This window comes from Hoyosella sp. YIM 151337 (genome assembly GCF_026041215.1).
Taxonomy (GTDB): domain Bacteria; phylum Actinomycetota; class Actinomycetes; order Mycobacteriales; family Mycobacteriaceae; genus Hoyosella.
This window is the reverse complement of the sequence record NZ_JAPEIQ010000006.1, coordinates 631720-653969: the sequence shown is the minus strand read 5'-3', so window position 1 is coordinate 653969 and position 22250 is coordinate 631720. Positions and strand designations below refer to the sequence as shown.

Genomic DNA, 22250 nt, shown 5'->3' with positions numbered 1-22250 from the left:
AGTAGCAGTGGAGGGGGACTTCTCTGCGCGAGCATCAGGTCGCAGAACTCGCAGAACGGAGGGGGTAGTAGGTGACTGAGGGCCTTACGCCGCAGCACGATCAAGAATCGTGGATTGCGGCACACACGCGTGCCTTCGAGCCCTTCCCGCTCTCACAGGCCCAGTACGGCATGTGGTTCGCCCAGCAGCTCGACCCCGACGTGCCGGTCTCGATCGCGCAGTACATCGAACTGCGCGGTGAACTCGATCCGGATTTGCTTGACTACTCGATTGATCGTGCCCGCTGCGAACTCGGCTCCGGCGCACTGCGCATCCTGCAGCAGGACGGAGAGCCGATGCAGGTCGTGGCGCTCGGTCCCGAGAAGCACATCGAGCGTTACGACTTCCGTGACAAGCCAGATCCGATAGCCGCCGCATTCGAGTGGATGCACGAGGAATACTCGACGCCCATTGATCTTTTGCGTGACCGCATCGGTATCAGCGCGCTGATACAGGTCGGCGAGAACCACTACCTCTGGTACGGGCGTATCCATCACATCGCACTCGATGGCTACGCGGCGACCCGGTGGGTGAGCCGTGCCGCCGAGATTTACCGCAGCATCAAGCAGGGGCGTGAGCCGTCACCCGCGCCGTTCACTGAGCTTTACAGTACTTACGAAGCAGATGTCACCTATCGATCGTCGGCCCGGTATGCCGCGGATCGGGACTTCTGGCTAGAGCGCCTCAGTGGCCGCAACGTGGTCTCTAGCCTGGTCGAGGGGACTGCGCAGGCGCTGCCCCGTACGAAGCTCGAAACGGCGGCGTTGTCCCCGCAGGCGGCGGAGCGCCTGGAGAACTCGGACCAAATCTTTGGGGTTTCCGCGGCGGCCGTGCTCGTCGGCGCCTTCGCGGTGTACCTCTCACGCATGACGGGTGAGAAGGACGTCACCGTCAGCTCCATCATGCTGGGCCGCGTCAACAAACAGCAGCGCGATGCGGGTGGAACATTCGCGAACACGTTCCCGCTCCGAGTGTCGGTCGAGGCCGGCGAAACGATCGAAGAGCTGCTGCAGGCGGTGCATTCCGAGCAGCTTGGTACGCTCCGGCACCAGCGGTTCGGTGTCGAGGAAATCCGTCACGAGATTGGCCTGGGAGACTCTCCGCGGCGACTGCTCGGTCCGATCGTCAACCCCATGCTTTTCGACCAGAACATCGACCTTGGCGATATCGTCGGTGAGTTCACCATTCTGACGTCGGGACCGGTTGAAGACCTCCTCGTCAACATCTATCCCCGGGGAAACCCGGTGCGCACGCACGTTGACTTTCGTGCCAACCCTAATCTCTATACCGACGAGCTGTTGCGTGAGCACCACCAGCGGTACATGGCGTTTCTCGAGGAGTTTCTCTCGTCAGAACGGACAGCGCCGCTCGAAACCGTGCACCAGCAGACCGCTGAAATCGGAATCCAGCGTCACCGTCAGCGAATCCGCAGCGAGTTCTGGCGCGAGACGCTGTCGGGATTGCCGAATTCTCTGGAGCTCCCGGGGTTCACGACCCGGCCGAATGGGCGCCGGGGGGACACCGCAAAGGTCTCACTTCCACTGGCATCCGATACCTCCGACAGCCTTCGCCGCTTCGCGCGGGAATCCGGGAACACTGAATTCGCGGTGCTTGCTGCGATCGTCGCTGCAGCCTTGGCCCGCATCACTGCATCAGATGACCTTGGGCTGGGAATTCCCGTCACCGCTGAGCCAGACGCCGAGGCCACCGCGATAGTCCTCCGGACGGGAGTTGACCTCGCGCAGCCGCTGACTGAGGCCGCCCTCAGGGCACAGAGCAACCTCTATACGGTCGCGCGGACCGCGCTGGGCGCCGTGCTGCCCGAAATTACCGCCGCATTGCGCGCTGATGGTGATGACGAGCGTGTCGCCCCTTGTCACGCGGCGCTGAGCGTTGACGGCGCAATGCTGGCAGCGGGGAGCCCCGCGCGGGGCGCGGCGTTCGGACCTGAATTCGCTGTGTGCGATATCCAGTTCGCTTTCCGGCTCGGCAAAGGCGCTGCACTCACGCTCTCCTTCACCGACGATGTGGGGACGCCCGAAACTGCGACGATGATCGGTCAGCGCGTGCTCACGCTGCTGCAGGAGGCGCTCGCTAAGCCTGAGGTAGCACTGGGCGACCATGAGCTGCTGACCGCCACCGAGGCGGACACACTGCTGCCGGTTACGGGACCGGAATCGGCTACCCGCGTGCCGTTGCCAGAAGTGTTTGCCCGTTCAGCGGCAGCGAACCCCGACGGCGTGGCGATCATCGCCGGTGATCGGCGCGTGTCGTACGAGGAACTCGATTCGCTGTCCAGCCAGCTTGCTCGGTATCTGATCGAGCGCGCCGGGGCGCGGCCTGAACAGCTGGTTGCGATGGGCATCGCTCGGTCGGCCGAATCTGTCCTCGCCACGTGGGCGATCGCGAAGACTGGCGCAGGATTCGTACCGGTTGATCCGAACTACCCGCGTGACCGCGTCGAGCACATGATCGAGGATTCCGGCTCGGTCGTCGGTCTCACGGTGCGGGATCAGCGCCACTTGCTGCCCGACACCATCGAGTGGATCGTTCTGGACGACCCCGCCACCCGCGAACTGATCAAACATTTCCCAGTTAGCACGGTGACCGATGTCGACCGGCTCGCTCCGCTCCGGCTCGACAACATCGCGTATGTGATCTACACCTCCGGTTCTACCGGTAAACCAAAAGGTGTCTCGGTCTCACATCACGGCCTTGAGAGTTTCGCCGCGGAACAGCGCGACGCATACCGGGTGACGCCGCAATCACGCGTTATGGCGTTCTCGTCACCGAGCTTCGACGCGTCGATGCTCGAAATGCTGTTCAGCCTTGCGAACAGTGCAACCATGGTGATCGTTCCGCCCACGGTTTTCGGTGGCGAGGACCTGCACCGTGTGCTGCATGAGCATGCGGTGACACACGCATTCATCACGCCAATGGCGCTCACGTCGGTCGAGCCAGAGGGGCTTGAACACGTCCAGCACATCGCCGTGGGTGGTGAGGCCCTGCCGCGTGAACTGCTGACCAAGTGGGCGCCGGGCCGGACGTTCCACAACATTTACGGGCCCACCGAAACCACGATCGTCACCGCGATCAGTGAGCCTCTGGTACCAGGCGATCCGATTTCCATCGGCGGCCCGATTCGCGGCACGCGAATGGTGATCCTCGATTCGCGCCTGAAACCCGTCCCGATGGGTGTGGCTGGTGAGCTTTACATCACCGGGCTCGGACTCGCCCGGGGGTACCACGAGCGCCGTGAACTCACCGCATCCCGATTTGTGGCGGACCCGTACGCGCCGAACGGTGGCAGGATGTACCGCACCGGTGACCTGGCGAGGTGGGCGCACGCACCCCGTACGGGACATCTCACTATCGAGTACGTTGGCCGGTCTGACTTCCAGGTGAAAGTCCGCGGGTTCCGGATCGAACTTGGGGAGATCGACACCCTGCTCGAGAAGCACCCCTCGGTCAGCGTCGCGGCTACACTAGGCCGGCCAGGCCCCAGCGGTGACACAGTGCTGGTGTCGTACGTGAAATTCAAGCCGGGACAGGAGACCGAGCCAGGGGAGCTGACACGGCACCTCGAAGAGTTCCTGCCTACTTATATGGTGCCGTCCGCGGTTGTCATCCTCGATGAGATTCCGCTCAATCCTGTCGGAAAGCTTGACCGCAACGCGCTGCCAGAGCCGGACTTCGCGGCGAGCACCCGAACGAGGTTCCGCGCACCCACAAACCCCGTTGAGGAAATCATCATTCAAGTGTTCACTGACATCCTGTCGGTGGACTCGATTGGCGTCGATGACAGTTTCTTCGACACAGGTGGCAACTCACTCATCGCGACGCGCGCTGTCGCGCGCATCAACGCGGCACTGCAAAGCGAAATCACTGTCCGCGACCTCTTCGAGGCACCCACGGCGAGCGCACTGGCCGTACGGGTCGAACAGCACGGCGACTCGCAGCGTGTCGCGCTGGTGCCGTGGGAACGGCCAGAACGTATCCCGCTCTCCCTTGCGCAGCAGCGAATATGGTTCATCAATCAGTTCGACACCACGTCGCCGGCGTACAACGTGCCTATGTCCGTGCGGCTGCGCGGCACGCTTGATGCGGGCGCACTGCAACTGGCGCTGAGCGATGTTGTTGCACGGCACGAGTCACTGCGGACGGTGTTCCCCAGCTCAGAAGATGGGCCGTATCAGGTGATACGCCCCGCGGACGAGTCGGTCCCGGATGTGTCGCCCCGGCAGGTCAACTCGGACAGCGAACTCGCGCAACACATTCAGCAGTTCGCGTCCGATGGGTTCGATGTGACGCGGGAACTGCCGTTGAGAGCGCGGTTGTTCCAGCGGACCGCAACCGACCACACGCTGGTACTGGTCGTCCACCACATCTGTGCGGACGGGTTCTCACTGCAGCCGCTCGCACGGGATGTCGTGCTCGCGTACACCAGCCGCATCAGCGGTGGCGCACCTGAGTGGGAGCCGCTCGAGGTGCAATACGCGGATTACGCGCTGTGGCAGCGTGCGCTGCTCGGTGCCGAAGATGATCCTGAAAGCATTGCCGCCCAGCAGCTTCGGTACTGGGAGGAAGTTCTGTCGGGCGTGCCAGACGTCCTGGAACTCCCACTGGACCATCCGCGTCCCGCGGTGCAGTCACTGCGCGGCCACGAACACACGTTCGTGGTGCCAGCCTATCTGCACAATCAGATGTTGGAACTCGCCCACACGAGCGGATCCACGCTGTTCATGGTGGTGCACTCGGCGCTGTCCGTGCTGCTCGCGAAGCTGTCCGGCAGTGATGACATCGCCATCGGTACACCCGTCGCTGGGCGTGGGGAAGCGGCACTCGACGACCTCATCGGAATGTTCGTCAACACGCTCGTCCTCCGGACGGATGTGCAGCCGGATCTCGACTTCACCGGTCTGCTGGCGCAGGCCCGGGCAGTGGATATTGGCGCGTTCAGCCACTCCGATGTACCGTTCGAGCGCCTCGTCGACGTCCTTAAGCCGAATCGGTCCACGTCCCATCCGCCGCTCTTCCAGGTCATGCTGGAGTTCCAGAACCTCGGTGAAGCACGTGTGGAGCTGCCCGGGCTCAAAGTGGAGACCGCTCCGCTGGCGACCGCAACCGCCAAGTTCGATCTCCAGGTCATCCTCACCGAACAATTCGATGAGGATGGGCGCCCACGCGACATGCTTGCGTCGATCACCTACTCGTCCGACCTTTTCGAACGGACGACGATCGAGCGGCTCAGCACGCAGTTCCTGCGTGTACTCGACCAGGTGAGCGCCGATCCCAGTCTTGTGATCAGCGAAATTGATCTGCTCGACGAACCGGAACGAGGTCAGATACTCAACGCCGGTACCGGTGAGCGGGCCGACATTCCCGAAGTGACGCTTGCTGACCTGTTCACTGCGCAGGCCGCCCGCACCCCGGACGCGCCCGCGCTCGAATACGACGGTGAAACACTCTCGTATCGCGAGTTCGAAAGCCGCGCAAGCCGTCTGGCGCGGTATCTGATCGCGCGCGGTGTCGGCCCCGACAGTACCGTCGCTCTGTCAATGCGGCGTTCGTTCGATCTGCTCGTGGGCATGTACGCCGTCACGCTCGCGGGCGGCGCGTATGTTCCGGTTGATCCGGATCACCCGGCGGACCGCAACGAGTACGTACTCGAAACCGCGGCACCAGTGTGTGTGCTCGTCTCTTCGCACGACGACCTGGGCGTGCGCACCAGTGTGCCGGTTTTCGTCCTCGGTGCGGTGAACCTCGACGGTTACTCGTCCGCGCCACTGCGCGACGCCGACCGGCGAGCGCCGCTGCGTGCGGACAACACGGCGTACGTCATCTTCACCTCAGGTTCGACAGGGCGCCCCAAGGGTGTTGCCGTTACCCACCGCGCCATCGTCAACCGCCTCATCTGGATGCAGAGTGAGTACAAACTGCAGGCCAGTGACGTCGTACTGCAAAAGACGCCATACACCTTCGACGTGTCGGTGTGGGAGTTCTACTGGCCGTTGCAGGTTGGTGCGCAGCTTGTCATCGCTAAACCAGACGGTCATCGGGATCCGGCTTATCTGGCGGAACTGATTGAGCGCACTGGCGTGAGCGTCCTTCACTTTGTGCCCTCCATGCTCGCCACATTCGCCGCGACCGCCGACAGCAACCGGGCCACGGCTTTGCGGTCACTGCGGGCAGTGTTCTGCAGTGGTGAAGCACTACCGCCAGCTGTTGTGGACGAGTTCGCCGCGCACACCACCGCCGCGGTGCACAACCTGTACGGACCGACGGAAGCGGCAGTCGACGTCACGTACCACCAGTACACGGCCAGCGATACCGTGTCGGTACCGATCGGCGCACCCGTGTGGAACACGGACGTTCTGGTTCTTGACGCTGCACTGCGCCCAGTGCCGCTGGGTGTGCCGGGTGAGCTGTACCTTGCGGGCATCCAGCTCGCGCGCGGCTACATCAAGCGCGGAGACCTCACCGCGGATCGCTTTGTCGCTAACCCGCACGGCAGCGCGGGGAGCCGGATGTACCGTACCGGTGATCTCGTGCGCTGGCGTGAAGGCGCCGCGGGCGCACTCGAACTCGACTACATCGGGCGGACCGACTTCCAGGTCAAACTGCGCGGCCTTCGTATCGAGCTGCCAGAGATCGAAGCTGTTCTCCTTGAACAACAGCCGGTCGCGCAATCGGCTGTGCTGGTGCATCAGGACAAGCACACCGGCGACCGCCTTATCGCGTACGTGGTGGCAGCGCATGGGCACGAAATCGATACGGCGGATCTTGCGAATGCCGTGGCTGCGGCGCTGCCGAGCTACATGGTGCCTGCCCAGTTCGTGATACTCGACGAGTTCCCGCTCGGTGCCACCGGCAAGCTTGATCGAAAAGCCCTGCCGGTACCGGAACTGCTCACTGCCACAGCTGATTTCGTAACGCCCCGCACCCCGGCCGAACAAGTGATCGCGGAAATGTTCGCCGCCCTGCTCGGTATCGACCGCGTGAGCGTAAACGACAGTTTCTTCGACTTAGGCGGCAACTCCCTGGTTGCAGCGCGGCTAGTGGCCCGCATCAACGCTGCACTCGGCGCGGACGTCGGCGTGCGCGATCTGTTCGACGCACCGACCGTCGCGGCGCTCGCACGGCGCAGTGAAAACGCGCGGGGCGCTGTCAGGCCGCCGCTCACCGCAGGGCCCCGGCCTGAAGTTGTGCCGGTTTCCCTTGCACAACAGCGGATGTGGTTCATCAACCAGTTCGACACCACGTCCGCGGGATACAACGTTCCGATGCCGATCCGGCTGACGGGTGACATCGACACTGCGGCGCTCGAGCAGGCCCTGCGCGATGTTGTCGAACGCCATGAATCGCTGCGCACCGTTTACCCCGCTACACCGCAGGGACCGGTGCAGGTCATTCTGCCTGGTGCCGAAGTGCCGATTGACTTGTCAGCGCATGCGGTCGCAGGCGAGTCGCGGTTGCGGGAACTCATCGCCGAGTTCGCCTTCGCGGGATTCGATGTCGCAACCGCGGTGCCGTTGCGAGCGCGACTGTTCTCGCTTGCACCCGACGAGCACGTGTTGCTTGTCGTCGTGCACCACATTGCCTCCGATGGGTTTTCGCTGGCGCCCCTCGCTCGTGACGTCGTGATCGCATACACCGCGAGAGCGAACGGGCAAGAACCGGACTGGGCGCCGCTCGCAGTGCAATACGCCGATTACGCGTTGTGGCAGCGTGAGCTGCTGGGCGACGAGAACGATCCCGATTCGCTCGCGCACGCGCAACTCGAATACTGGCGGACCGCGCTCGCAGGTATCCCTGAGGTGCTGGAACTGCCCACTGACCGGCCACGGCCTGCCGTGCAATCGCTGCGGGGCGCTGTCGAAGAGTTCGAGATCAGCGCGGAACTGCACGGGCGCATGGTGGAACTCGCCCGTGCTAACAACACCACGGTCTTCATGGTCGTCCACGCGGCTGTGGCACTGCTGCTGGCTCGGCTCACCGGGAGCCGGGATATTCCAGTGGGCACACCCATCGCCGGCCGCGGTGAAGTGGAGCTTGACGAGCTCGTCGGCATGTTCGTCAACACTCTGGTGTTGCGTACCCACGTCGACCCGGACGCGTCGTTCGCAGACCTGCTGGGGCACGCCCGCTCGTTGGACCTGGCTGCCTTCGCACAGGCTGACTTGCCGTTCGAGCGGCTCGTCGAGGTGCTGAATCCGCAGCGTTCGCAGGCGCATTCGCCGCTGTTCCAGGTGATGCTCGAATTCCAGAACAATGAGAAGCCACGCCTCGACCTGCCCAGGCTCTCGGTTGAACTTCTCGATATCGATATCGACATCGCGAACTTCGATCTGCAGTTCGTGTTCTCCGAGCGGCGTAACGGCATCAGTGGGGGATTCACGGCCGCAATCAGGTACGCGGTAGACCTCTTCGACGCGTCCACCGTACGGTCGTTCATCAAGCGGCTCAGCCTGCTACTCGAAGGGGTTACACAGAAGCCCGACGTGCCAGTTCATCGCATCTCCATGATGGACGACACGGAGACCGCGGACGTCACATCCGTGTGTGGTGGCCCCGGTAACCGGCTCGAGGTGCTGCCGGACCTCCTGACGATGGGCATTCGGGACTACAACGCGCCCGCGGTGATCGACGGTGATCGACAGCTCACGTACCGAGAGCTCGAGGAGCAGTCAAACCGCATCGCACGCATCTTGATCGAAGAAGGCGTCGGACCAGAGGATTTCGTCGCACTTGGTTTCGCGCGCTCATTCGAATGGCTCATCTCACTGTGGGCTGTGACGAAGGCCGGGGGCGCATTCGTTCCGGTCGACCCGACCTACCCCGCTGAGCGCATCGAGCACATGCTGAACGATTCGAGTGCCGTCGCTGGCCTCACCAGCACGCGGCACGCGGCGACGCTACCGGCACTGGTGCCCTGGTGGTGTTTGGACGATCCGGAATTCCAGGCGCGTATGGCCGCCCAGTCCCCGGCGCCCGTCACCGATGCGGAGCGCCGTGCGCCGCTTCGTCTGGAAAATTCCGCGTATTTGATCTACACGTCCGGTTCGACCGGCAAGCCAAAGGGCGTTGTCGTTCCCCACACGGGGCTAGACAACTTCACGCCGGCCATGGTGGCGCATCCGTCCGTCACCAAGGATTCACGAGTGTTGTCCTTCGCATCACCTAGCTTCGACGCGTCGCTGCTCGAAGTGCTGATGGCCTTCGGCGCCGGCGCCTCTATCGTTCTCGTTCCGCCGGACGTGTACGGCGGTGAAGAACTCACCGCTGTGATCCGCGATCAGCGGGTCACACACGGCTTTATCACTCCACTCGGCCTCGCTTCACTCGACCGCGAACAGGTCGAGCACTTCCAGTTCGTGGTGGTTGGCGGCGAAGCCGTCCCGCCAGACGTGGTCGACCACTGGGCGACGGGCCGTCGGTTGTTCAACGGCTACGGGCCGACTGAAACAACAATCGTCGCGACGATGAGCGATCCGATGAAGCCTGGAGAGCCCGTGCGAATCGGCAAACTCTTCAATGGCGTGACTGCTGTGGTGCTGGACCAGCGCCTTCAGCCGGTGCCGAAGGGCATCGCGGGAGAGCTCTACATCTCCGGTCTCGGTGTCGCGCGCGGCTATCATGAGCGGTTCGGGCTCACGGCGGGCAGATTCGTCGCGAATCCCTATGGCACGCCGGGTGAAAGGATGTACCGAACGGGTGACCTCGTTCGCTGGTCCGACGACTATCAGCTCGAGTACCTGGGCCGTACCGACTTCCAGGTGAAGGTGCGTGGTTTCCGGATCGAGCTCGGCGAGATCGACTCCGCGCTCGCGAGCCACCCGTCAATCGATTTCGCAGCGACGCTTGGCAAGACAGGCCCGTCGGGTGCGACTGTGCTCGTCGCATACGTGCACGAAGCACCGGGGCAGACAGCCAGCCCGAAGGAACTCACCGACCATGTCGCGAAGTTCCTGCCTGCGTATATGGTTCCCGCCTTGATCATGGTGATCGACGAGATCCCGCTCGCGGTCACCGGCAAACTCGATCGCCGCGCCCTCCCCGAACCAGACTTTCGGTTCGCAGCGGTCGAGTACCGGGCGCCTTCGAACCCGATCGAAGAGATCCTGGCCGGTGTGTTCGCTGACGTGCTCGGGGTCAGCAGAATCAGCGTTGACGAGAACTTCTTCGACGCGGGCGGTAACTCGCTGGTCGCGACGCGCCTTGTAGCCCGTGCGAACGCGGCCTTCGGTTCCCGCATCGGCGTTCGGGACCTGTTCGAAGCGCCGACCGTTGAGTCGCTCGCGGCGCGCATCGAGCAGTTTGGGGCCTACGGTGGTGACCGTCCGGAACTTGCGCCGCGGCCGCGGCCCGCGCGGATTCCGCTTTCGCCTGCGCAGCAGCGGATGTGGTTCATCAACCAGTTCGATCCCGACTCGCCGGCCTACAACGTCCCCATGGCGCTGCGCCTATCCGGCCGCCTGAACAAGGATGCGCTCGAGCGAGCGATCGGCGATGTGCTTGAACGGCACGAGTCGCTGCGCACGGTGTTCCCTGAAACGCTCGACGGCCCAGTGCAGGTCATCGTTCCGGCGACTGAAGTCGGAGTGGATTTGACGCCAATTGCTGTGTCGGCGGACGGCGTGGTCGACCACATCCAGCGGTTCGTCGCGGAAGGGTTTGACGCTACAGAGGCGGTGCCCGTACGGGCGCAGTTGCTGCGCGTCAGCGAGCGCGAGCACGTACTCGTGATCGTGGTTCACCACATCGTGGCGGACGGCTTCTCGATGGCACCGCTCGCTGCGGACGTGATGGTCGCCTACGCCGCGCGCCTGCATGGCCAGGAACCTGAGTGGACGCCCCTCGCGATCCAGTACGCGGACTTCGCACTGTGGCAGCGTGAGTTGCTCGGCGAAGAATCCGACCCGGAATCAGTCTCCGCTCGTCAGCTGGAGTACTGGAAGTCCGCGCTCGCCGGACTGCCGGACGTGATCGACCTGCCCGCGGACCGGCCACGCCCCGTGACCGCGTCGCTGCAAGGCGGTCTCGTCCGCTTCACCATCGACACGGAACTGCACAGGCACCTCACCGAGGTCGCCCGTGAGCTGAACTCAACGATGTTCATGCTCATGCATGCGGCGCTCGCGGTGCTGGTCTCGCGGCTTTCGGGCAAGAACGACGTCGCCATTGGAACACCAATCGCCGGACGCGGGGAAGCTGTGCTGGACCCGGTGGTCGGCATGTTCGTCAATACCCTGGTCCTGCGGACCGAGATCGATCTGAACGCCTCGTTCAGTGACACCCTCGCGCAGATCCGTGAAACTGACCTGGCCGCGTTCACCCACGCGGATATCGCGTTCGAGCAACTCGTTGAGGTGCTCCGGCCCGAGCGCTCGACGTCTCATTCGCCGCTCTTCCAGGTGCTGCTCGAGTTCCAGAACAACCCGGAAGCGGTACTCGAACTGCCTGAACTAACCGTGAGCGCGGTCGAGTTCGAGGACCACATCTCGAAGTTCGACCTTCAGCTTTCCGTTCGGGAAGAGCGCGATGGCTCCGGCAGCCCAGCTGGAATCCGGGCCGGGTTCGTCTACGCGACAGACCTTTTCGACGAGGAGACAGTGCAGGTCTTCGCCGATCGGTTCGTGCGGATTCTGCGGTCGATCGCGCAAACTGCCACGCTCCCCGTTGGAGATATCGCGCTGCTTTCCGAAGCTGAACAACGCGCGATGCTGACCTCGTGGAACCACCCCGGTACTGACATCGCACCGCGGCACCTTGCGAACCGCTTCGCCGAGAAGGCCGCGGAATTCGCCGACCGCACTGCGGTGACGTTCACCACCGCGGATGGGGTGCGCACACTCACCTACGCGGAGCTCGACGCGCGGTCGAATAGACTGGCCAGGCGACTCATCGAGGCCGGAGCCGGCCCGGACGAGCTTGTAGCGGTAGCTGTGCCGCGGGATGAACAACTGATTGTGGCGCTCCTGGCAGTGGTCAAATCTGGCGCGGGGTACCTGCCCGTCGACCTGACCTATCCCGCTGACCGGATCGAGTTCATGCTCAGCGATGGCGCGCCGGTTGCCGTCATCACCACGGCGAGAGAGGAAACGCTCCTTCCCGCTGGCTCCGCCGAGCTGATCCATCTCGACACCGACCTGTCAGGTTATAGCGCCGCTGAAATCAGCGATGCGGACCGTACCGCGCCGCTGAGCTGGGACCACACCGCGTACGTCATTTACACTTCCGGATCGACGGGCAAGCCAAAAGGTGTCGCCGTCCCGCACCGCACGGTGCTGACGCTGATGGCGAACACTGATGAGAAGTTCGGCTTTTCCGAGACCGACGTATGGACCATGTTCCACTCGTATGCGTTTGACTTCTCGGTGTGGGAACTGTGGGGACCCCTGCTGTATGGCGGCAAACTCGTCGTGGTCGACTACTTCACCGCTCGAAACCCCGACCAGTTCGTCGAACTCGTCCGGCGCGAAGGCGTCACCGTGCTGAACCAGACGCCCTCGGCGTTTTATCAGTTCGCCGAAGCTGAGCGGCTGGCAGACACACGCGGCGGCCTATCCCTGCGCTACATCATCTTTGGTGGTGAGGCTCTGGACCTCGCGCAACTCGGGCGCTGGTACGCGCGCCATGCCGACGATGCTCCACAGCTCGTCAACATGTATGGCATCACTGAGACGACAGTCCACGTGAGCTACCTCGCGCTCGACCGTGCCTTCGCTGCCACCGCGGCCGCGTCCGTGATTGGACAGGCACTGCCGGGTCTGCGCGTCGCAGTCCTCGACGAACGCCTGCGCCCGGTACCGCCGGGAACAATCGGCGAAATGTACGTTTCCGGGCCGCAGCTTTCGCGCGGCTACCTGCGCCGTCCTGACCTCACGGCGAGCCGGTTCGTGGCCGATCCGTACGGTGCGCCCGGTGAGGTGATGTACCGCTCCGGTGACCTTGCGCGCTGGAACCGCGCAGGCCAGCTCGAATACCTGGGACGTTCCGACTTCCAGGTTCAGCTGCGCGGGTTCCGCATCGAACTCGGCGAAATCGAAGCCGCGCTGCTCCGCTACCCCGGTGTCGCGCAGTCGGTAGTCCTGATGCGGGCGGATTCGGGCCCAGGGTCAGAGCGGCTTGTCGGCTATGTGGTACCTGAAGCAGGAAGCCACCTGACACCGGCTGCGATCCTCGATACGCTCGGCGACACGCTTGCCGCGCACATGGTGCCAGCCGCGGTAGTGGTGGTCGGCGAGTTCCCGCTTACCGCCAACGGCAAGCTCGATCGGCGGGCCCTGCCAGCACCGGACTTCGGTGCCCTCGTACAGGAGGGCCGCGCGCCCGCTACCCCGCTCGAGGCGAAACTCGCTACGGTGTTCGCTGAGGTACTGGGACTGCCATCGGTGGGCGTTGACGACTCGTTCTTCGCGCTCGGCGGTGACTCGATCATGTCGATCCAGCTCGTCACCCGGGCCAAAGCCGCGGGGATACACATCAGCCCGCGAGACGTCTTCAACCTGAAGACGGTCGCAGCCCTCACACAGGTCGCCAGAGTCGTTGGGGAGTCGGAGCTTTCGGCGCTTGCTGAGCTTCCCGGTGGCGGAACCGGCGCGCTCCCGCTAACGCCAGTCATGCACTGGATGCGCGAACGCGGCGGCCACTACCACCGGTACGCCCAGTGTGCACTGCTTACGCTGCCTCCCGGTATCGACGAAACCGGTATCGCACGCACCCTGCAGGCCGTTCTCGACCAGCACGACTTGCTGCGCTCGCGCATGGCCGGTGCTGAACTGGTCGTGGCGGAAACGGGCTCCGTGCGCGCCGCAGACCTCCTCACACACGTGCAGGTCGCAGCCGCGCCGGGCGCGCCGGAATTCACCGCCGCGGCTGAACAGGCTCTCGATGAGGCGGCGGACAGACTCGACCCAGACAGCGGGGTGATGCTGCAAGCAGTCTGGCTCGACGCGGGCGCGGACGGTGGCCGCATACTGCTGGTCATCCATCACATCGCTATCGACGGCGTGTCGTGGCGGGTGCTCGTCCCTGACCTTGCGACTGCGTGGAACCAGATCACGGCGGGCGAAGAACCACAACTTCCGCCGATCGGGACCTCGTTCCGCCGATGGAGTACCGGGCTCCGGGAAAACGCTGCGGCGCGCGAAACCGAACTGGGCATGTGGAAGAGCTTCCTCACCGGAGAGGATCCACTGCTCGGCGCGCGCGACTTCGATCCGCGCCGTGACACTAACAACACGGTTGAGCGGTTGACGGTCGAACTCCCTGTCGACATAACTGAGCAGCTGTTGACCCGTGTGCCGGAGGCTTTCCATGGCGGGGTAAATGATGGCCTGCTCGCGGGACTTGCGCTTGCGCTGAAGAAGTGGCGGGGCGCGGAAGCGCCACTTATCAGCCTCGAGGGTCACGGCCGCGAAGAAGACGCGGTGCCAGGTGCTGATCTTTCCCGCACCCTGGGCTGGTTCACCACGATCTTCCCCGTGCGGTTCGAACTTGCGGGCGCAGATGTTGATGACGCTTTCGCGGCCGGGCCAGCGGCCGGTGTGATCGTCAAGGCAGTGAAGGAAACACTGCGTGGCATACCTGATCGCGGCATCGGCTACGGTCAGCTGCGCTACCTCGACCCAGTCGGCGCCGAAGAGTTGCGCAGACTCCGCCGGCCACAAGTGAGCTTCAACTACTTTGGCCGATTCACCACGGCAGAGCTGCCGGAAGAGTTGCGTGCACTGGGCTGGCTGCCAGTAGGCGACGATGAGGACACTGCCAATCTCGCTGCGGCGCAGAATGGTGACATGGCGGCGATGGCAACGCTGGACATCAACGCCGTTACCGCAGCGACCGCAGATGGCCCAGTGCTCCGCGCAACCATCGGGTACGCGACGGAACTCGTCACGGCCGCCGACGCCAGCGAATTCGCGCAGACATGGGTGGACGCGCTGACGGCCATCGCGCGTCACGCGACTCGGCCGGATGCCGGTGGCCTCACGCCGTCCGATCTCGATCTGGTGCAGACCGACCAGACCACGATCGACCGGTTTGAGGAGCGATTCCGGCGGATCGAAGACGTGTGGCCGTTGTCTCCGCTGCAGTCGGGGCTGCTTTTCCACGCCGTGCTCGCCGAAGAATCCGTCGACGCTTACATGGTGCAACTTGTCCTGCACGCCACAGGCAGCGTCGACCCCGAACGAATGCGCCGAGCAGCGCAGGCACTGCTTGATCGGCACGCCAATCTGCGAGTGGCCTTCACCGCCGACAGCGCCGGTAACCCCGTCCAGGTCGTTGTCGACGGTCTTACCGTACCGCTGCGCGACATCGATCTCAGCGATCATGACGACCCGCAGCAGGCGCTGGTGGAGGTTCTGAGCGCGGACAAGCAGCAACAGTTCGACATGGGGGCGGCGCCGCTGATCCGGTTCGCTGTGATCAGCCTCGGCAAGGGCGACTACCGGCTAGTCATCACGAACCACCACATCCTGCTCGACGGCTGGTCAACGCCGCTGCTGCTGCGCGAGCTGATCACGCTGTATGTCCTCGACGGCGACGCGGCCCAGCTCCCTGCTGTTCGCTCATACCGTGACTATCTTGCGTGGCTGCGCCGCCAGGACCCGCAACAGTCGCTCCGCGCCTGGACCAGCGCACTCGCAGGAACCGAGGAGCCGACGACGCTCGTGCCGCTGGACCGCGCCAGGCAGCTCGAAGTGGACTCGACCGAGATCAGCGCGGAGTTCACTGAGGCGGAAACCGCGGCGCTTACGGACCTTTCACGGCAGCTCGGCATCACCCTCAACACGGTGATCCAGACGGCGTGGGGAATCGTGCTCGCGACGCTGACTTCTCGTGACGACGTCGTCTTCGGGACAACAGTGTCGGGACGGCCACCGGAGATCAGCGGTGTGGAAGAGATGGTGGGCCTGTTCATCAACACCCTGCCCGTCCGCATCCGGCTCGAGGCGGGCGAAACCCTCTCCGAACTGCTTGTCCGGGTGCAGGGGGAGCAAGCTGAACTCCTCGATCACCATTACGTGCAGCTCGCCGATATCCAGCGAGCCGCCGGTGCAGGCGCAGGCTTCGACACGCTTGCAGTTTTCGAGTCGTATCCAGTCGACACCGCCGGGGTTACTGCGGAAACAGACCTCGCGGGCATGCGCATCGCTGGTCTGGATGGCGCTGATGCCGCGCATTATCCAGTGACCCTTGTCGCGCACACCAGTACTGCTCTGCACGTCAAACTCAAGTACTTCCCGTCCCTGTTCAGCACCGCAGACATGCACTCGGTGTTGCAGCGCTACGTGCGGATGATGCGGCACTTCGCGCACGCGCCGGAGCAGCGTTACGCGTCACTCTGCGTTCTCGATCCAGACGAGTATGCGGACCTCGTACCAGTGTCTGGGGTGCGGGGCAGGACTGTCAGGTCGCTGCCAGAACTCCTCGCGGACGCGGTGGCGGAGAACCCCGACGGGCTTGCCGTGATCGACGGCGAGCGGGAGATCACCTACCGCGAACTCGACCGCGTATCGAGTCAGCTAGCACGCGTGCTGCTCGAGCGGGGAGTAAAGCCGGAGACGTTTGTGGCTCTGGGGATTGCACGGTCACTTGAATCGATCCTCGGGATTTGGGCTGTCACAAAAGCCGGGGGCGCCTACGTACCCGTCGACCCGACCTACCCCGTGGACCGGATCGAACACATGCTGACGGACTCCGGTGCCGCGCTTGGGCTGACGACTCGCGCCCACGCGGATGCGCTGCCAGGCGACACGGAGTGGCTGGTCATCGACACTCCAGAGTTCGCCGAGTTGCTGGGCCGCTACTCCAGTGAGCCGATCCGCAGCGAGGAGCGCCACGGGCCGGTGCTGCTCGGCACGGCGGCGTACATCATCTACACGTCCGGTTCGACGGGGAAGCCGAAGGGCGTACTGGCGACGCACCGGGGCCTGGAAAACTTCGCTCTCGAAGCGAAAGAGCATTTTCAGGTGTCCCGCGACGCACGCGTCATGCACTTCTCGTCCCCGAGTTTTGACGCATCCGTGCTCGAACTGCTGCAAGCATTCGGCAGCGCGGCGACGATGGTGATTATTCCCCCGACTGTGTATGGCGGTGCTGAACTCGCGGAGATCATCCGTACCAAGAAGGTGACGCACGCGTTCATCACCCCGCTCGCACTCGGTTCCATGGATCCGCAAGGGCTCGAACACTTCTCCAATGTCAGTGTCGGTGGCGAGGCGGTGCCGCCCGACCTCGTCGACGCGTGGGCGCCGGGGCGTAACCTCTACAACGGTTACGGTCCCACCGAGACGACCATTATGGTGGCGATCAGTCCGCCGATGGCCGCAGGAGAGCAGGTGCTGATCGGTGGCCCGATCCGCGGTACCCGCGCACTGGTGCTCGACGCACGGCTGCAACCTGTCCCCGTCGGAGTGAGTGGCGAGCTGTACGTCACCGGGGAGGGACTGACGCGCGGTTACCACGAGCGCCGCGGTCTGACCGCCGAGCGCTTCATTGCGAACCCCTACGGGGAGCCGGGTGAGCGCATGTATCGCACCGGTGACGTGGTGCGGTGGCTGCGCGACAAACAGGGCGACCTCCAGATCGATTACGTTGGCCGGTCAGACTTCCAGGTGAAGGTACGTGGCTTCCGCATCGAGCTCGGTGAGATCGACGCAGCGCTGCGCGCGCACCCGGCTGTCGGCTTCGCGGCCACGATCGGCCACACGTCGCCGAACGGCCAGACGACACTTGTTGCCTATGTGCAGCCCCACGACGACGGCCGCGTTAATACCGAGGAGCTTGCTGAGTTTGTCGGCAGGTCGTTGCCCTCGCACATGGTGCCGTCGGTCATCATCCCGATCGACGAGGTTCCCCGCACACCGGTCGGCAAGCTCGACCGCCGGGCGCTGCCCTCACCAGACAGCGTCATGACTGAACCCGAGTACGTGGCGCCGCGCAACGTGGTCGAGGAAATCATCGCGGGAGTGTTCGCTGAGGTGCTCAGCACTGAACGCGTGAGCGTCAGCGCGAGCTTCTTCGACCTCGGCGGCAACTCGCTGGTAGCGACGCGCGTCATCGCACGCGTGAATGAGGCGCTCGGCGTCGCGCTTGGTGTCCGGGAACTTTTCGATGCTCCGACGGTCGCGGAACTCGCGAACCGCGCCGAAGCAGCGGGTTCGCACGGGCCGGCGCGTCCCGCGCTCGAGCCGCGACCACGCCCGGACTATGTGCCGGTATCACTTGCGCAGCAGCGCATGTGGTTCATCAACCAGTTCGATACGTCCTCGCCGGCTTACAACGTGCCACTCGCCGTGCGGCTCACCGGTCCGCTCAACGTGGACGCGCTGGCGGCGGCATTGCGAGACGTCGTCGAGCGGCACGAAGCGTTGCGTACGGTTTTCCCAGATAGTGTCCAAGGGCCATCGCAGGTAATTGTGCCCGCCAGCGAGGTGGTTGCGCAGCTTTCACCGCAGCAGGTGGCCAGCGAGGCTGAGCTGCGTGCTCGCATCATCCGGCTCGCGGGCACCGGGTTCGACGTTGCCGCTGAAGTGCCACTTCGGGCCAGACTGTTCCAGCTCAGTGCGACCCAGCACGTGCTGCTGGTTGTGGTACATCACATCTCCGCAGACGGCTTCTCAATGGGTCCGCTCGCGCGCGATGTCGTGACGGCGTATCACGCCCGCAAGGCAGGCAATGCTCCCGCGTGGGCGCCGCTGCAGGTGCAATACGCGGATTACAGCCTGTGGCAGCGCGAAACCCTGGGCGATGAGAACGAACCAGCGAGCCTCGCGGCGCGTCAGATTGACTACTGGAAGCGGGCCCTCACAGGTCTTCCTGATGTGCTGGAGCTGCCCACCGACCGGCCTCGCCCCGCGCAGCAGACGCTGCGGGGAGCGGATTACCGGTTTACCATCCCCGCAGATCTGCATGCCCAGCTTGAGCAACTCGCGCGGCGGCAGGGCGCAACGGTGTTCATGGTGCTTCATTCGGCGCTCGCGGTACTGCTTTCACGATTGTCGGGTACCACGGACATCGCGATTGGCACCCCTGTCGCGGGCCGCGGCGAAGCCGCGCTCGACGATCTCATTGGTATGTTCGTCAACACGCTGGTGTTGCGCACCGAAGTGGAAGGCGCGGAGACATTCGAGGAACTGCTCGCGCACGCTCGCGAGACGGACCTGTCCGCTTTTGCGCACTCCGACGTACCATTCGAGCGTTTGGTGGAGGTTCTCAACCCCGACCGGTCAACGGCGCACTCGCCGTTGTTCCAGGCCACCATCGAGTTCCAGAACATCACTCGGCCAGAGGTGGAACTCGACGGCCTCCACGTCGAACCCCTGGATTTCGAAACGTCGATCGCGAAGTACGACCTTGAACTGATTCTCGGTGGGGACGGTGCGACAGCCGGCCAGCCAGACATCGAAGCCGCTTTCACGTACGCCACAGATCTGTTCGACGCGGACACGATCGCAGCATTCGCTGACCGCTACGTGCGGATTCTGCGGGCCGTCGTCGATGACCCGCAAATCAAGGTTGGCGATATTCCGTTGCTCAGCGGGACTGAGGTTGCTCGGTACGCGCCGGTGCACGGGCCTGAAGGTCTCGAGCCACGGTTGTTGCCGGATATCCTGGCGGACGCTGCCCGGCGAGATCCGGACGCGCACGCTGTTGTCATGAGTGACGCCGTGCTGACGTACCGGCAACTTGATGAGCGGTCGAACCAGCTTGCGCGAGTGCTTGCGAAGTACGGCGCGGGCCCCGAGAAAGTTGTTGCTCTCGGTCTGCCCCGCTCAATCGAATCCGTCCTCGCCGTGTGGGCGGTAGCGAAGACGGGGGCGGCGTTCGTACCTGTCGACCCACGCTATCCAGCCGACCGCATTGAACACATGCTCACTGACTCCGCTGCGGTAGCCGGTCTTACCGTCGTGACGCACCGAGAGGCGCTGCCGGGCACCCTGCCATGGCTTGAATTGGATGGCCCGGCCCTGTCGTCGCTGGCGGACGCACAATCCACTGCCGCGATCACGGATGCGGACCGCATCTGGCCGTTGCGCCTCGCTCATCCGGCCTACCTCATCTACACGTCAGGTTCGACGGGCAAGCCGAAGGGCGTCGCGGTGACCCATTACGGGCTCGCGAGCCTGGCAGCGGAAGAGCGTGATCATCTTCGGGTCACGAGTTCCGCGAGAGTGCTGCATTCGGCGTCACCCAGCTTCGACGCTTCGGTCTTCGAAATGCTCATGGCGTACAGCGCGGCCGCGACACTCGTCGTGGCGCCACCTGACGTATATGGCGGCGCACCAATGGCCGAGCTGCTGCGGAAGCAGAAGATCAGTCACGCATTCTTCACTCCTGCCGTACTCGCTTCCGTCGAAGAGGACGAGGTCGACACGTTGCGGTCCATCCTCGTTGCGGGTGACGTGTGTCCCCCGGAACTGGTGTCCCGATGGGCGCCGGGACGGGCGATGGTCAACGCGTACGGGCCTACGGAAACGACGATCATGAGCAGTATCACCGCGCCAATGGCCGCTGGCGGGCCGGTTACGATCGGAGCGACAACACGCGGATTCATGGCCATGGTTCTGGACGGGCGCTTGCAGCCGCAGCCTCCTGGCGTCGCCGGCGAACTATATCTCGCGGGGCCTGCGCTGGCACGGGGATACCAGGGCCGACTGGGGCTGACGAGTGAACGCTTCGTCGCTAATCCATTCGGTGCCCCTGGCGAGCGCATGTACCGCACCGGGGACGTCGTCCGCTGGGTGGAGCGAGGCGGCGAACCCGAACTCGAATTCATGGGCCGCAGCGACTTTCAGGTGAAGATCCGCGGTTTGCGGATCGAACTCGGTGAAATCGACACTGCGCTGGCGAGCCACCCGCGCGTGAGCTTCGCTACCACCGCCGGTGTCGATGGCCCCGCGGGCGAAACCATCCTTGTCTCCTACGTGGTGCCACATGCGGGCGGCTCGGACGACGACGCAGTCCACGTGACGGCAAGCGAACTGACGGCATATCTTGCTGAGTTCCTCCCGAGCTACATGGTGCCTTCGGTCATCATGCCGATCGACGAGGTGCCGCTGACTCCGGTGGGCAAGCTCGACCGGAAGGCGCTCCCTGCGCCAGACCTTCAGAGCCTCCGCAGGGAGTACGTCGCGCCCCGCGACGCCGCTGAAGAGGCTGTGGCCGGTGCGTTCGCGCAGGTACTTGGCATCGAGCAGGTCAGCGTCTACGACAGTTTCTTCGATCTCGGCGGCAACTCCCTGAGTGTCACTCGTGTCGTGGCTGAACTGGAGAAGACCACTGGCCGGGCATTGCGGCTGCAGAGCGTGTTCCTCAACCCGACCCCGGCGGCACTGGCGGAGCGACTGTCGCGGCCCGACGATGCGCCGAGCGAGCTCGCGGCGCAGTTGCTCGCACCAGTTATCAGGTTGCGGCAGCAGGGGCGCAGCGCGCCAGTGTTCCTGGTGCACCCCGGTGTCGGCTTGTCGTGGGCATACACAGGGCTTACCCAGTACATCCCGGACGATCATCCCGTGTACGGTCTGCAGCTGCCGTCTTTGACGGGTGCTGAACCGTCCGATTCGATCGAGCACCTGGCGGCAACGTACGTCGAGCACATTCGAAAGATCGCGCCAAACGGCCCTTACCATCTGGCCGGCTGGTCCCTTGGTGGTGTAATCGCACAGGAGATGGCTGCGCAGCTGAGCGCGGCGGGCGAGGATGTTGGCCTGCTCGCGATGCTGGACAGCTATGTCGCCGCGGATACCGATGTCCCGGATATGGCTGAACTCATCCGCAGTTTCGGCGTGGACGTGCCGGAAGGAGCTGCACTGAGTTACGAGGCGGCGGCCGCGGAACTCGACAGTGCTTTTGGTCAGCCCACTGGCCTCACAGCTGCGCACATCGAGCGTATCCACCGCGGGTTCGCTGACGCGGCACGAATAATGCGCTCGTTCGAACCGAACGTGTACTCCGGCCGGGCGCTGTTCTTCGCAGCCGATAACACGGTGGATCCCGCCGGTGTCTTGCGCACGCCGCGGGAATGGGCGCAGCAGCTGCCGAAGATGCGTGTCGTCGACGTCCCGGTGCGTCACCAGCAGATGATTGAGCCGGACGCATTGGCTGTGATCGGGCCGGTGCTGGCACAGTTCCTGAAAGACGAAACGCGGGGGAGACGCGCTCAGTGATTCCAAAAGTGCTGCAGTCCAGGGCTGCAAAGACTG

At 64.1% G+C, this 22250-nt stretch carries 1 protein-coding gene; it reads left to right on the top strand.

Annotated elements, in window-relative coordinates:
* The first annotated feature begins 71 nt into the window (after positions 1-71).
* Positions 72-22214: a non-ribosomal peptide synthetase gene (locus ONR57_RS04420; RefSeq protein WP_265121699.1), complete on the top strand. Its 22143-nt coding sequence runs from the start codon at positions 72-74 to the stop codon at positions 22212-22214.
* The last annotated feature ends 36 nt before the right edge of the window (positions 22215-22250 follow it).